Below are 13,757 nucleotides of genomic sequence, written 5' to 3' on the forward strand. Positions count from 1 at the left end.
CATTGAGTAACAACGTGATCAGGGTCGCGCTGGCCGGCGTCGGCTCCTGCGCCTCCAGTTTCGTGCAGTCCGTGGTCCTGGACCGGGAGCGGCCCGGCCCCTCCAACGGCGTGATGCACGAATACATCGGCGGTCACCGTCTCGGCGACGTGGAGTTCGTCGCGGCCTTCGACGTCGACGCCCTGAAGGTGGGCCAGGACCTCTCGGAGGCCGTGTACGCGGGGCGCACCGCCGCCGTCCGCCACGTGGACGTGCCGCACCTGGGCGTCACCGTCCAGGCCGGCCCGCTGCTCGACGGCCTCGACGGCGCGCTCGTCGACGCCGTCGAGGCCCATCCCGCCACCGCCGTCGCGACCCCGGAGTCGCTGGCCGCCGCCCTGGCCGCCGCACGACCCGACGTCGTGGTCTGCCTGCTGCCCACCGGCTCGACCGAGGCCGTCCAGACGTACGCCAGGGCCGCCGCCGAGGCGGGCGCGGGCTTCGTCAACGCCACCCCCGAGCCCGTCGCCAACGACCCCGAGCTGGTGGCCCTGTTCACCGAGCACGGCGCCCCCCTCCTCGGTGACGACCTGCGCAGCCACCTCGGTGCCACCACCCTGCACACCGCCCTGATCGAGCTCTTCCAGAGCCGCGGTGTCGAGGTCAAGGACAACTACCAGCTCAACGTCGGCGGCAACACCGACTTCCTGAACCTCTCCGACCCGGCCAGGTCCCGCTCGAAGCAGGTCTCCAAGCGCAAGGCCCTCGCCAACGCCGGCATCGACTCCCGCGAGGTCGCCGCGGGCCCCAACGGCTTCGTCAAGCACCTCGGCGACCGCAAGGTGTGCTTCCTGCGCATCGAGGGCGAGAGCATCATCGGCGCCCCCGTGCACATGGAGGTACGCCTGGAGGTCGAGGACAGCCCCAATGCCGCCGCGGTGCTGGCCAACGCCGTCCGCACCGCGTACAGCGCCTCCCGCCAGGGCATGGTCGGCGTCATCGACCCCGTCTGCGCCTTCCTGTTCAAGAGCCCGAAGACGGGGGCCAAGGAATCCGAGGCACTGCACGACTTCCAGGCCTTCGTGCGCAAGGCCGGCGAGCACCACGCGCTGCAGGCGGTCGACGGGAATGCCTGACCCCGCCTCCTGGCTGCCCGATCGCGACCCCGCCGTGGCCCGCGTCCTCGACCGGAGCTACGGCCTCGGTACCCACCGGGCGTGGTCACTGAACCGGGAGAGCGTCAACAGCGTGTGGCGCGTGACCACTTCGCGGGGGGAGTACGCGCTCAAGCGGCTGGGGCGGGACGTCGCCCCGCAGTGGACGGCCTTCGAGCACGCCGCCCTGCCCCGGCTGACCGCCGCCGGCATCCCGGTCGCGGTTCCCGTGCCGACGGCGGAGGGAGGCAGCTCGGCCGTCCACGACGGCTCCGTCTGGCAACTGCGGCCCTGGCGGGAGGGCCGGCCCTTCGACTCGGGCCGGCCGGGCGACATCGAACAGGCCGGTGCCTTCCTGGCGGCACTGCACCGCGTCCCGGTCGACGGGCTGCCCGCGGACGGCCAGAGCTCCACCCGCAACCTGGAGTTCTGGCTCACCACCGAGCGGCCCCCGCACGCGGCGCTGGACGAGGTCGACGAGATAGCCGCCCCGTACGTGAGCGCCGCCGTGCGCGCCCACGCCCGGCGCGCCTACGCGGCGGTGCTGCGCCGGGCCCGCACCGAACTCGCCGGGTACGGGGACCTCCCCGAGGTCCTCACCCACGGCGAGGTCGCGGGCTCCAACCTGCTGTACTCCGACAGCGGGGAGCTGGCCTGCGTCCTCGACTGGGACGCGCTGCAGCTGCGCTCCCGCGTCTACGACGTGGCACGGGCGCTGCTGTTCCTGCCCCGCAGGGCCCGCGGCAGCTTCCAGGTCCTGCCGGACCGGGCCCGGGCGGTCCTCGCCGCCGCGACGGCGCGCGAGCCGCTCACACCGGACGAACTCGGCTCCCTCATCCCGGTGCTGGAGCTGAACTTCGTCCCGTCGCCCGACTACCTCCGGCAGGTCGCGCGGCGCGCCCCGGGCATCCTGGAGTGGTATCTCGGCTGGCGGGCCGAGGGCGCCGGCGCGGTCCGCGGCGTCCTCTCCGACATCATCGCCACAGCTCCGCAGGGGACACCGCGATGACGCGGTACGTGTGCCGCACCCCGGGGCACGCGGTGGCGTTGGACGTGAGCCGCGACGCGGCCGCGTACGTCCGGGAGCTGCTCGGCCCCTACGTCCGGGTCGCCCCCGGGCCCGGCGGCCCCGACGACGCCCGCTGGCGGATCGGGACCGCGGACCGCAGGCGGCCGCCGGGGGAGGAGGTGGTCATCACCAGCGCCACCGAACCCCCCACCCGGCTCTGGTACGACGGAACGGCCCGCGAGGTGCTGTTCGACCCGGCGATGCCGCGCTCCTTCCTGCGGCACAACCTGGTCCGGTTCACCCGCATCCTGCTGCGGCTGATGCACGCGGAGGAACCGGAGGTCTTCCTGCACGCCGGGCTGGTGGCCCGGGACGACGGGCACGGCGCGCTCGTGCTGGGCGCTAAACGGGCGGGGAAGACCTCCACCGTCCTGTCCGCCCTGCGTCACGGGCTCCGCTTCGTCGGCAACGACGACGTCTCCGTCCGCGCGGACGCCGGCGGCTGGACCGGACGGGGCTGGCCCCGTCGGGTCTCCGTGCGCGGGGACACCTTCGCCGCCGTCGGACTGCCCGGCGACACCGACCGCCTGCTCCACCCGGCGGAACTGCGCGACCTCGCGGGCGGCCCTGAGCTGCTGGCCGAGGCGCCGGTCGGGGTCCTGGTCTTCCCCCGGTTCCACCCCGAACCCGGTGTCGTGCCCCTCGGCCCGGAGGAGACCCTGGCCCGGCTCACGGCCAACGAACTGCCCACCGTGGTCAAGCACGCCGACTTCCTGCTGCCGTTCTTCGCCCCCGTCCCGCCGGCGGTCCGGCAGGACCTCCTCGCCCGCCTGGCGGCGCGGGTGCCCGGCGTCGAACTCCGGCAGGACTTCTCCGCCCTGCACGACGGAACCGCCGCGCTGACCCGGCTCCTGGACGGAGCCGTCCCCGTACCACCCCCGGCAGGGGAAGAAGGGCGAGGAACGTGAGCACGACCGGTAGCCGGGTGTGGGTGGTCGGCCCCTCGGGCGCGGGCAAGAGCACCGTCGCCCGCGCCCTCGCCGAGGCCCGGGGCCTGCCCCACTACGAGCTGGACGCCATGTTCTGGGCGTCGGGCTGGCAGCGGCGTCCCGAGGACGAGTTCCTCGCCGACGTCGCCGCCCTGGACCGCACCGACGGCTGGATCGCCGACGGGCAGTACGACGCGGCCCACCCGGTCCTCGAGGAACTCGCCGACACCGTCGTCTGGGTCGACCCGCCCCGCGGGACCACCACGGCCCGGCTGCTGCGTCGCACCGTACGACGGCTGCGCACGCGGGAGGAACTGTGGAACGGCAACCGCGAACGCCCCGGCAGCGCCCTGCAGCTCGTGCTCTGGGCCCACCGGGAGTTCCCCGTGGTCCGGCGCACCAACACCGAACTGTTCGCCCGCATGCAGGCCCGCTCCGTGCCCTGCCTGCGGTTGCGGACCCCGCACGACATCCGAGAACTACTCAGTAAGGAACGGGCATGACGCGACTCGCGCTCCTCGGCGGAGAGCCCCTGCTGACCCCGGCCGAGCGGCCCAAGTGGCCGAACATCACCGAGGAGGACATCGGAGCGGTCACCGCGATGCTGCGACGCGGTGAGATCACCTACAACGGCAGCGAGGGCGAGGTCCAGGCCCTGGAGAACGGCTACCGGGAGCGCCTCGGCGCCGCCCACGCCCTCGCCGTCAACTCGGGCACGTCCGCCCTGCACTCGGCCTTCTTCGGCCTGGATCTGCGCCCCGGCGACGAGGTCATCGCCCCGGCCTACACCTTCCTCGCCACCGCCATGCCGGTCTTCACCTGCAACGGCGTTCCCGTCCTCGCCGACGTGGACCCCGACACCGGGATCCTCGACCCCGACGGGCTCGCCGCCCACCTCACGCCGCGCACGAAGGCCGTCGTGGTCACCCACCTCATGGGCTTCCCCGCCGACATGGAGCGCATCACCGCCTTCGCCCGCGAACACGGCCTCGCGGTCGTCGAGGACTGCTCCCAGGCGCACGGAGCGGAGTGCTCGGGCCGGCCGGTCGGCCGCCACGGCGATGTCGCCGCCTTCAGCCTCCAGGCCAAGAAGCAGGTCACGGCGGGCGAGGGGGGCGTCCTCGTCACCGACGACCGCAGGATCTACGAGCGCGCGGTGATGCTCGGTCACTGCATCGACCGCGGCGAGGAGGACGTCACCAGCGACGAGTACGGCGCCTACGGCCGGACCGGCTTCGGCCTCAACTACCGCATCCACCCGGTCGGCGCGGCCCTCGCCCGGGGCGCCCTCGCCCGGCTCGACACCGTGCTGACCGGACGCGAGCGGAACTACGGCCGGCTCGGCGCCCTCCTGGACGACATCCCCGGCATCACCCCGCCGGTGCGACAGCGGCACGTCGACCGCGTCGCCCACTACGTCAGCTACCAGCCCCTCTACGTCGCCGAGGAGCTCGGCGGCCTGCCCGTCGACGTCTTCACGGCCGCCGTCAGGGCCGAGGGCGTCCCGCTGACCCGGCCCACCTCGCCCCCGCTGCACCGCGAGGCCGCCTTCCGCAGCCCGTCCTGGCACCCCGGCACGTACCACCCCGGGGACAACACCTACCGCGTGTACCGGGGCGACGAGTTCCCGGGCGTCGACGCCTACATCGCCCGCGCGCTGCGGCTGCCCACGTACTCCGACGAGCGCCCCGACCTGATGGACGCCTGGGCCGAAGGCATCCGCAAGGTCGTCACCCACGCCGAGGAACTGCGCGACCGGCACGCCGCCGGCGCCCTCGCCGCGTAGCGGCTCCCCCTCCCGGAGCCCGCGTCGGCCCGGTACGCCCCGTCGCGTACCGGGCCGGCACCGCACCACCGTTCCGCCCCGCCATGGAGGTCATCCCTTTGTCCGTCGATAACAGCTCCCGCTCCATGCTCGCGCGCGGTCTCGGCGTCCTCCGCGCCTTCCGGTCCGGCGAGCCGGAACTCCCGCTCTCCGAGATCGCCCGCCGGGCCGACATGCCCAAGGCGACGGCCCACCGCATCATCACCGAGCTCGTCAAGGAGGGCATGCTGGAGCGAGGGGAGAAGGGACTCAGACTCGGCATGGGCCTGTTCATGCTGGGGGCCCGGGTGCCCCGCCAGCTCATGCTCCGCGACATCGCCTTCCCGCACGCGGAACAACTGCACCGGCTCACCCACGGCAGCGCGTTCGTCTTCATCGCCGACCCCACCGGTGCGGACGCCGTCCTGGTGGACGCCGTACGGCGCGCCCACGAACCCGGCCGCGGACTGGGCACGGAGGAGACCCGGGCCTCCGACCGGGCCGCGACGAGGGTGTTCCGTGCCTTCGGCGCCGAGGACGACACAGCGGCCGGCCGGGGCGCGCGCGTCCGGGAGGTCGAGTCGGCCCGCGTGCGGCATCAGGGCTTCGCGGCCGTCCGCGGCGTGCCCGGCGTGGTCGGTGTCGCCGCCCCGGTGCTGACGGCATCCGGCGCGGTCGCCGGGGCACTGGCGGTCGCGGGGCCGCAGACCGGGTTCCACGTGGGCCTGGCGGCCGCGCACCTCAAGGCCGCGTGCGCCGCCGTCTCCCGCGCCCTGCAGCGCAATCCCGAACTGCTGACCGCCTCCTGACGGCGTACGGCACCCGCCGTTCTTCCCGGCTACGGCTTCCCGGCCACGAACAGCGTGGGCAGCAGCCTGCCCGCGAGGTACTCCTCCCGGGCCGCGGTCAGGGTGTCCCGGATGAGGTCCGCCGAGGCTCCCCCGTAGATGTTCGCGACGCTCCCGCGGAAGATGCGCACCACCTTCAGCCGGTCGGCGAGCAGTGCCACGGCCCAGTCGGTCAGGTCCTTGCGCTCCACGTCGCCGAAACCGGCCCGGGCCAGCTGGTCCGTCCGGTCGGTCAGCGACGTGGTGAAGAAGACGCCGCGCGGATGGATCGCGCGGAACGCCTCCGAGGGCTCCCCGCCGTCCGGCGTGAGGCTCACCTCCTCGGTGAGCACCAGCAGCCCGCCGGGCCGCAGCAGCCGCGCCGCCTCGCGCAGTACGGCGCCCGGGTCGGGGAAGTGCGGCATCGAGCCCGTGACCAGCACCAGGTCGAGCGAGGCGGCGGGGAGGGGCACGGCGGTGGCCGAGGCGCACAGCTCCGTCATCGTGGTGCGGCCCTGTGCGCGGCTGATCCGGGCGCTGACCTCGCAGTGCTCGGCGACGAGGTCGACACCGTAGGAGCGCCGCACCTCGACGCCCGCGGCGGCGAGCCTGTCCACGGTGTAGCGCAGCGCGCCGCCGAAACCGCTGCCCAGCTCGCACAGGTCCACCGCACGGCCGGAGCCCAGGCGGGCGACGACGGCGCCGACCACGACGTCGCAGCCCTGGGGGCCGAAGTGACCCATCTGGTCCAGGCCCAGGAGCCCGTCGGGCCCCTGCTCGCCGGTGAACTCCACGATGGCCCGCTCGGTGTTCTCCCAGTCGTGCAGCGCGGGGAACAGGTCGCGGTGGTAGCGGTACTGGACGCCGGTCTGGTCGGGCGCCGCCTGTGTCTGCGGTGTGTCCCGGGTTCCGGCCGGGGCGCCGGGTTCCGTGCTCATCTCGTCCTCCTTGCGTTGCTGCCGGGTCCCGGCCCGGACGGTCGTGGGGCGGGGCGCCGGACGGTCAGGGCCGGGCCGCGGCGGCCGGCGTCCGGAACTCGTCGGGCACCGCCGAGTAGACGGCGTCCAGCAGGGCGAGTGCCTCCTCGGCGTCCTCGTCCGTGGCGACCAGCGGCGGCAGCAGCCGCAGCACCTCCGGCCGGCCCAGACAGGGCGAGACGACCAGGCCCCGGCGGCCGAGCTCCATCAGGACCTCGCCGGCGGCGGCCCGCGTCGCGAACTCGACGCCCCACAGGAGGCCCTGTCCGCGCACCGCGGTGACCAGACCGGCGTGGCGCTCCGCCAGCCGGGTCAGGCCGGAGCCGAGGACCTCCGCCAGGCGTGCGCCGCGCGGGGCGAGTTCCTCCACCACCCGCAGCGCCGCCACACCGGCCGCGGCACCGAGCGGGTGCCCGGAGAACGTGGTCGTGTGCGCGAAGGGGTCCGCGGCGAGCGGCGCGTACAGCTCCGGCGTCGCCACCACGGCGGACACCGGCTGCACCCCACCGCCCAGCGCCTTGCCGAGCAGTACGGCGTCCGGCTCGAGACCGAGGTCGGTGCCGACCAGGCGAGGGCCGCAGCGGCGCAGCCCGGTCTGCACCTCGTCGGCGATGACGAACGCACCGTGGGCGCGGGCCGCGTCGGCCAGGGCCCTCAGGAACGCGGGGTCCAGGGGCCGTACGCCGCCCTCGCCCTGCACGGGCTCGAACAGGACGGCGGCGACCTCCTCGCCCTCGAAGGCGCCGGGTACCGCGGAGACGTCCGCGGGAATGTGGGTCACCCCGCCGAGGAGCGGCTCCAGGGACTCGCGGTAGCGGGCGTTCCAGGTCGCGGCCAGCGCGCCCATGGACTTGCCGTGGTAGGCGCCCTCGACCGCGATCACCCGCCGGCGGCCGGTGGCCCGGCGGGCCAGTTTCAGCGCCGCCTCCACCGCGTCGCCGCCGTTCAGCCCCAGCCACACCTTCGTCAGGCGGCCCGGGTCGGCCCAGCCGGCCAGCGCCGCGGCGAGCGCCGCGGTGGCCCGGTTGCCCAGGACCCGGCTGGACACCGGCATCGCGTCCAGCTCGTCACGCACCGCCGCCACCACGGCCGGGTGGCGCTGACCCAGCAGCGTCACCGCGTAACTGCCGAAGTCGAGCGCGGTGCGGCCGTCGGAGAGGTGCATCCGCGCGCCCTCGCCCCGCGCCTCGACGGCGCCCGAGCCGTTCATGCCGTAGACGAGGGCCAGTTGCGGCGAGAGGTGCCGCCGGATGGCGGTGAGCGCCTCCCGGGCCGTCCTGTCGCCGGTGTTCGCGGTCATGTGCGCAGCCGTCCCCTTCCGTGGTCCGGCGGATCGCGGACCGCACGACGCGGTGCCCCTCACGGGAGTGCCGCCGGTCGGCGGGGCGGACGGTCCGCAGCTGTCGGGACACGGTTCTAGCCCGCCGCGCGCGTCCCTGTGAAGCGGTGTTCCGGCTGCCGGAACACGCGTTGAACCCGGACGACGCCCTTGACAGGGTGATCATCCTCGCCGTCCGTATCCGAAAGGTGCACCGACGCATGGAGACCACTTCCCCGGGCGCTGCGGCGTTCCCCGGACCGGATGTCCTGGAGAGGCGCCTCGCCGCCTTCCTCGACCTGCGGGGACTGAGCAGGGACGCCGTGCTCAAGGAGGCCGACCAGGGCATGGGGACGCCGGCCCTCGCGGTCGTCGCCGGGTCGGTGCTCGCGGGCTTCGGCAACGTGCGCAGCGACCTCGATCTCCTGGTGCTCGTCGAGAACGAGAACCTCAAGCGCTTCCCCATCCAGTCCCACGAGCACGGCACGCTGATCGACATCGGCATCCGCCGGGCGAGCACCGTCCGGGCGAGTGCCGCCGCGCTGACCGCCGAGCCGTGGCCGCGCTTCGAGAGCGTCACCGAGGACGCCTGGAACCACCGGCGCCGTACCCTCAGCACCGTCTCCCGGCTCGCCCTCGGACTGCCCCTCGCGGTCGTCGAGCCCTGGGACGTCTGGCACGCGGGGCTGCGCGGGCCGTGGCTCGCGGAAGTCCTGCGGGAGTGGTGGGTGGTCGAGGCGCACCGGCTCGCCCAGGCCGCCCGCTGGCTGCTCGACGCCAAGCCGCAGACGGCCGCGGTCCGGGCCCGCGAGGCGGTCGTCGCCGCGCTGAACGCCCGTGCGGCCGACGGCGGGGAACTGTACTTCGCCGCCAAGTGGGCGGGCGAGAAGCTGAAGGCGCTCGGCGACCACGAGAACCTGCGGCTGCTGCGCACCGTCCTGACGCCCGCCGATCCCCGCGAGCGGGTGCCGTTCTGCCTCGACGCCGTCGAACGCCTCGTCGGACCCGCCGGGACGCTGCACACCGTGCTGCGCTGGGCCACCGGCGCCGGGACCATGGAACTGGACGACCGCACGGTCGTGGACCGCTGGCAGCTGCGGGCCCTGGAAGTACGGCGGCTCGGCCTGCCGGCCGCCGACGGCGACGGCGTCGTCTGGTCGGGGCCGGCCGGCGCCGCGCCCCCCGAGGATCTTCTTCCGCTCTTCACGCACAACATGGTGTGGCTCGGTGTCGCCCACCCGGCTCCGGAGGTTCCCGCGTGACGCATTCCCCCACGACCGTGACCGGCGACACGGCCACCGGCCCCGCCGACGCGTCCGCCGACCTCCGGCGGCTGCTCACCTTCCGCGGCCACGGCGCCGCCCGTCTCCTCCTGGGCTGCCGGGCCCGCCTGGAGGACGTCGAGGGCGCCGTCGCCGCCGGACAGGACGAGGTCGCCGTCCTCATGGCCCACGACCTGATCCAGCTGTCGCTGTCGATCCGCGGGCTGCGCACCGAGGGCGAGCTGATGTACGGCCACGACGAGGCCGCCTTCGATCCGTTCGCCGGTCTTCCCGCCGAGGAGGCACAGGCCGGGACGGCGCTCGCCGCCGAGGGGCTGGACGCGGCCGGTGAGCGCGGCGAGGCGTGGCTCCAGCGGCTGCGCGACCACCTCGCGGAGACCGAGGCACAGCTCGGGTACACCGAACCGCTGCCCGACGTCCGGTCCGGCAGCGGCATGATGAAGGGCTTCAAACTCGCCCGTACCTGGCAGCCTCTGATGGACCGCGTCGGTCTGCCCCCGCTGCTGCCGGACGCCTGGACGCGCCGTGCCGACTGAGTCGGGGCCGGTCCGTGCGCGGAGCCGGCCACCGGCCCTCTCCGTGCGCGGAGCCGGCAAGAGCTACGGCGGCACGATCGCCCTCGACCACGTCGACCTGGAGATCGCCGAGGGCATGATCGTGGGCCTGCTGGGACACAACGGCGCGGGCAAGACCACGCTGATGTCCCTGATCGCGGGCCTCGTGCGGCCGGACGCCGGGGAGATCGAGGTACTGGGTCACTCCGTGACGCGGCATCCGCGCCGGGCCCGCCGCGAACTCGGCCTGGCCCCGCAGGAACTGGGCATCTACCCACCCCTGACGGTACGTCAGAACCTGCAGTTCTTCGCCGAACTGGCCGGCCTGCGCGGCAAGGAGGCCCGGCGGCGCACCGAGGAGGTCGCCGAACCCCTCGCGCTCACCGGGCTGATGGACCGCCCCGCGTCCCGGCTCTCCGGCGGCCAGCAGCGCCGTGTGCACACCGCGATGGCACTGATCCACCGGCCGCGGCTGGTGCTCCTCGACGAGCCCACCGCGGGTGTCGACGTGGAGACCCGGGCCCGCCTCGTCGCCCATGTGCGGGAGCTGGCCGCGCAGGGCACCGCCGTCTGCTACTCCACGCACTACCTCCCCGAGATCGAGGACCTCGCCGCGGACGTGGCGGTCCTGCACCGGGGGCGCGTCATCGCCCGCGGCTCCGTCGACGACCTGGTCCGGCGGCACGGCGACAGCGCCGTGGAACTGGTCTTCTCCGGCGCGCCTCCCGAACTCGACCTGCCCTGGCCGGTGACCCGGCAGGGGGACACGCTCCTCGTCCGGGTGGAACAGCCCCACCTGGTCACGGCCCAGGTGCTGGCCGCCCTCGGCGACGCCGCCGCCCGGCTGTCCGCCCTGCGCGTCGTCCGGCCCAGCCTCGACAGCGTCTTCCTGAGGCTCACCGGAGGGCAGCACGGCGGCGACGGGGAAGACCACGCGAGCACGGACAGGATCGAGGCGGAACAGCATGCGTGACGGGGCACTGACACGGATCACCGCCCTCGTCCGGCAGGACGTCCGGCTGCTGCTGCGCGACCCCGCGCCCCTGGTGGTCCGCACGGTCATGCCGCTGCTCATCATGGGCTTCATGCAGCCGCTGTTCCGCGCCGCCCTGCGGGCCGGCGGCGAGGCCGCCGACGCCAACGGCGCCGAACAGGGCGTCCCCGGCATGGCGGTGATGTTCCTCTTCTTCCTGGTGAACGTGGTCGGCTTCGCCATGTTCCGCGAACACGGCTGGAACACCTGGGACCGGCTGCGCGCGAGCACCGCCCGCCCGGTCGAGCTGCTGGCCGCGCGCGTCGTCGTGCCGCTGGCCGCCGCGGTGCTCCAGCTCGCCGTCATCTTCGGGGTCGGGGGAGCGCTGTTCGACCTGCGGGTGACGGGTTCCCCCCTCGCCCTGGTGGTGGTGGCGCTGCCGCTGGCGCTCTGCGTGGTCATGGTGGGCATGGCGCTGGTCGCGCTGTGCCGCACGATCTCCCAGCTCAGCGTCATCGCCAACATCCTGGCCCTGGTCTTCGCGGGACTCGGCGGCGCCCTGACCCCCCAGTCGGCGATGCCGGACTGGGCGGAGCCCTTCGCTCCCGCCGTGCCCAGCTACTGGGCGATGCGCGGCTTCAACGAGGTCGTCCTGCGCGGCGGCGGGGTCGCGGACGTCCTGCTGCCGGCGGGCGTCCTCTGCGCCTTCACGGCCGGCCTCACCGCCGTCACCCTCGTCTTCTTCCGGGCCGACCACCGCAAACTCTCCTGGTCCTGAGCCCTGCGCCGCCGGATCCGGGACGCCGTCAGAGAGGGACACCCATGTCCGCGCTCGTCGTCTTCGACTGTTTCGACACCCTGGTCACGTCCCGGCCGCTGCCGGGCCCGGAACGGTTCACCGTCGTCCTCGCCGACGCGCTCGGGCTGGACACCGGGTCCGCCGGCGCCGTCGTGCGCACCGTGTACGGCACCCTGTACGAGGTCATGACGGACCCGGGCGCCTCACAGCCCGCGACCCTCGACCTGATGGAGGGCGCGCTGCGCGCCCAGGGCGCCGTCCGGGAGCGGGCCGCGGTGGAGGGGGCCCTGTGGCGGGCGCTGGGCTGCGCCGACCCCGACGGATACGTCCTGTGCGCGCCGGTCGCGGAGGCCGCGCGCCGGGCGCACCAGGCGGGCCACACGCTCCGGCTCCTGTCCAACTGCTACCTGCCCGGCACCCTGATGTGGGATCTGCTGCGCCGGGCCGGGGCGCCCGACATCTTCGACCGGGGACTGTTCACCGCCGACGGCGGCCCGAAGAAGCCCGACGCCCGCGCGTTCCGGCGGATCGGCGAGGGCGACTTCGAGCGCCGGGTGATGGTGGGCGACTCGGCCGAACTCGACCTCGTACCCGCCGCGGCCCTCGGCTGGGACACCGTCCGCGTGACACCCGGTGCTCCCGTGCCGGACGCGTTCTTCACCCTGCTCGGGCTGTGACGACGGGCGGACAGGGCCCGTGCCGGACCGGTGACGGCCGGCGGACAGGACCCGTGCCAAAGCCGTGACGACCGGCGGAGCCGCCTCCGCGCGATCTCGCGTTCCGCACAAAGAAACACCCGCTGAACCACGGCCTCCGCGCTGCCTAGAGTCGATCCGTCACGGCGAGCCGGGCACGCGGGCCACCGGGCCGGCCGGTCCGTGACGGGCGAAGGGAGAACCATGGGCACGGCTGCCGAGAACACGGCAGGACACCCCGACGACGGCGTGCCGCCGCACCGGGCTCTGCTGGACGCCGGCTGGAGCACGGCGTGGACACCGCCCCGGCTCCGCGAGGGAGCCACCGGCGCCGAACGCATCAGGGACCTCGCCGCGGGCGGATACGCCGCGCTGCCGATCCCCGAGGACCTCGGCGGCGCCGGCGCGAACCTGGCCGGGACGGCCGCGGCGCAGCGCACGCTCGGCAGGCTCGACCCCTCCGCCGCGGTCGCCCTGAACATGCACGCCTTCACGGTCGGCCTGATGGTCGACTACTTCCGACGGCACCGCGACACCACGTGGATGCTGCTGGAGGGCATCGCACGCTCCGGCGCCCTCGTGGCGTCCGCGTTCGCCGAGCCCGGCGGCAGCCCCAACTTCATGACCAGCCGCTCCGAGGCCGTCCCGACCGGGAAGGGTTACCGCGTCAGCGGCGTCAAGTACCCCTGCTCGCTGGCCACCACGGCCACCCTGGTCTGCCTGACGGCCCGCGTCACCGGCACCGACGAGACCATCCTCGCCCTGATCCCGAGCAGTTCGCCCGGACTGGACGCCGAGGGGGAGTGGCCCACGCTCGGCATGCGGGAGTCCGACACCGCCCGGCTGGTCCTGCGGGACGTCGAGGTCGACGACCGGCTCGTCTTCCACCGCGGCCCCGCCGACGTCATCGACGAGAACGTCACCTCCGGCATGGCCTGGTTCTCGGTGCTGCTGACCGCCACGTACCACGGCGTCCTCAGCGGCCTGCTGGACACGGCGTACCACGGTGTGAACGTCTCGCGGCGTTTCGGCCCGCGCACCGCCCTGCTCGGCCGCGCCACCCGCGAACTGCTGACCCTCGGCAGCGCCTGCCGCCAGCTCGCCGCGGACATCGACGGCGGCACCCTGGACGGAGCGGCGGCCATGGCCGCCGCGGTGGGCCTGCGCGCCACCCTCAGCGACACCCGCGACCGGGTGGTGTCCCTCCTCACCCCGGTCGTCGGCAGCCGCCTCTACGGACGCGGACAGCAGGCGGCCGCGCTCGCGCTCGACTCGCTCGCCGCCCACCACCACCCGCCGTCCCTCCTGGTCTGCGACGAGGTCGTCGGCAGCTTCGGAACAGGGCGTGAGATCACCTTCGACCCGGCCGACTGACGCCCCGCCGCTGCCGCCGGAC

14 protein-coding genes are annotated in these 13,757 nt (G+C 74.4%); 12 read left to right on the forward strand and 2 right to left on the reverse strand.

Annotation, left to right across the window (positions count from 1 at the left end):
• The first annotated feature begins 2 nt into the window (after nt 1-2).
• From ABTY20_RS00790 to ABTY20_RS00815, 6 genes are all read left to right on the forward strand, one after another.
• On the forward strand, nt 3-1,115 hold the full coding sequence (locus ABTY20_RS00790; protein ID WP_351994852.1) for an inositol-3-phosphate synthase: 1,113 nt from the start codon (nt 3-5) through the stop codon (nt 1,113-1,115).
• Nucleotides 1,108-2,142, forward strand: coding sequence for a phosphotransferase enzyme family protein (locus ABTY20_RS00795; RefSeq protein WP_351994853.1), 1,035 nt, complete (start codon nt 1,108-1,110; stop codon nt 2,140-2,142). Before ABTY20_RS00790 ends, ABTY20_RS00795 begins: the two co-directional genes overlap by 8 nt.
• On the forward strand, nt 2,139-3,110 hold the full coding sequence (locus tag ABTY20_RS00800; RefSeq protein WP_351994854.1) for a phosphoenolpyruvate carboxykinase (ATP): 972 nt from the start codon (nt 2,139-2,141) through the stop codon (nt 3,108-3,110). The genes ABTY20_RS00795 and ABTY20_RS00800 overlap by 4 nt, the downstream gene beginning before the upstream one ends.
• Nucleotides 3,107-3,634 carry a P-loop NTPase family protein gene (locus ABTY20_RS00805; protein WP_351994855.1) on the forward strand — a complete coding sequence of 176 codons (528 nt, stop codon included), beginning with the start codon at nt 3,107-3,109 and terminating at the stop codon, nt 3,632-3,634. The genes ABTY20_RS00800 and ABTY20_RS00805 overlap by 4 nt, the downstream gene beginning before the upstream one ends.
• On the forward strand, nt 3,631-4,917 hold the full coding sequence (locus ABTY20_RS00810) for a DegT/DnrJ/EryC1/StrS family aminotransferase (RefSeq protein WP_351994856.1): 1,287 nt from the start codon (nt 3,631-3,633) through the stop codon (nt 4,915-4,917). Before ABTY20_RS00805 ends, ABTY20_RS00810 begins: the two co-directional genes overlap by 4 nt.
• 98 nt (nt 4,918-5,015) lie before the next feature.
• The gene (locus ABTY20_RS00815; protein ID WP_351994857.1) at nt 5,016-5,744 is read left to right on the forward strand and encodes a helix-turn-helix domain-containing protein; all 729 of its coding nucleotides are present in this window, start codon (nt 5,016-5,018) and stop codon (nt 5,742-5,744) included.
• Between the two features lie 29 nt (nt 5,745-5,773).
• On the opposite strand, the gene ABTY20_RS00820 is transcribed toward ABTY20_RS00815, so the two are convergent.
• Both ABTY20_RS00820 and ABTY20_RS00825 read right to left on the reverse strand, forming a co-directional pair.
• Nucleotides 5,774-6,700: a class I SAM-dependent methyltransferase gene (locus ABTY20_RS00820; RefSeq protein ID WP_351994858.1), complete on the reverse strand. Its 927-nt coding sequence runs from the start codon at nt 6,698-6,700 to the stop codon at nt 5,774-5,776.
• 64 nt (nt 6,701-6,764) lie between these two features.
• Nucleotides 6,765-8,039, reverse strand: coding sequence for an aspartate aminotransferase family protein (locus ABTY20_RS00825; protein WP_351994859.1), 1,275 nt, complete (start codon nt 8,037-8,039; stop codon nt 6,765-6,767).
• A 239-nt stretch (nt 8,040-8,278) separates the two neighbouring features.
• Between ABTY20_RS00825 and ABTY20_RS00830 the strand changes: the two genes are divergently transcribed.
• The 6 genes from ABTY20_RS00830 (at nt 8,279) to ABTY20_RS00855 (ending at nt 13,735) form a co-directional block, all read left to right on the forward strand.
• The gene (locus ABTY20_RS00830) at nt 8,279-9,319 is read left to right on the forward strand and encodes a hypothetical protein (RefSeq protein ID WP_351994860.1); all 1,041 of its coding nucleotides are present in this window, start codon (nt 8,279-8,281) and stop codon (nt 9,317-9,319) included.
• Nucleotides 9,316-9,876: a hypothetical protein gene (locus tag ABTY20_RS00835; RefSeq protein WP_351994861.1), complete on the forward strand. Its 561-nt coding sequence runs from the start codon at nt 9,316-9,318 to the stop codon at nt 9,874-9,876. The genes ABTY20_RS00830 and ABTY20_RS00835 overlap by 4 nt, the downstream gene beginning before the upstream one ends.
• Complete coding sequence (locus ABTY20_RS00840) at nt 9,866-10,867, forward strand: ABC transporter ATP-binding protein (RefSeq protein ID WP_351994862.1); 1,002 nt, start codon at nt 9,866-9,868, stop codon at nt 10,865-10,867. Before ABTY20_RS00835 ends, ABTY20_RS00840 begins: the two co-directional genes overlap by 11 nt.
• Nucleotides 10,860-11,645: an ABC transporter permease gene (locus ABTY20_RS00845; RefSeq protein WP_351994863.1), complete on the forward strand. Its 786-nt coding sequence runs from the start codon at nt 10,860-10,862 to the stop codon at nt 11,643-11,645. Before ABTY20_RS00840 ends, ABTY20_RS00845 begins: the two co-directional genes overlap by 8 nt.
• A gap of 44 nt (nt 11,646-11,689) precedes the next feature.
• On the forward strand, nt 11,690-12,343 hold the full coding sequence (locus tag ABTY20_RS00850; protein ID WP_351994864.1) for an HAD family hydrolase: 654 nt from the start codon (nt 11,690-11,692) through the stop codon (nt 12,341-12,343).
• A 222-nt stretch (nt 12,344-12,565) separates the two neighbouring features.
• Nucleotides 12,566-13,735 carry an acyl-CoA dehydrogenase family protein gene (locus ABTY20_RS00855; RefSeq protein WP_351994865.1) on the forward strand — a complete coding sequence of 390 codons (1,170 nt, stop codon included), beginning with the start codon at nt 12,566-12,568 and terminating at the stop codon, nt 13,733-13,735.
• The last annotated feature ends 22 nt before the right edge of the window (nt 13,736-13,757 follow it).

It is taken from the genome of Streptomyces sp. NPDC126497, assembly GCF_040302425.1.
GTDB lineage: Bacteria > Actinomycetota > Actinomycetes > Streptomycetales > Streptomycetaceae > Streptomyces.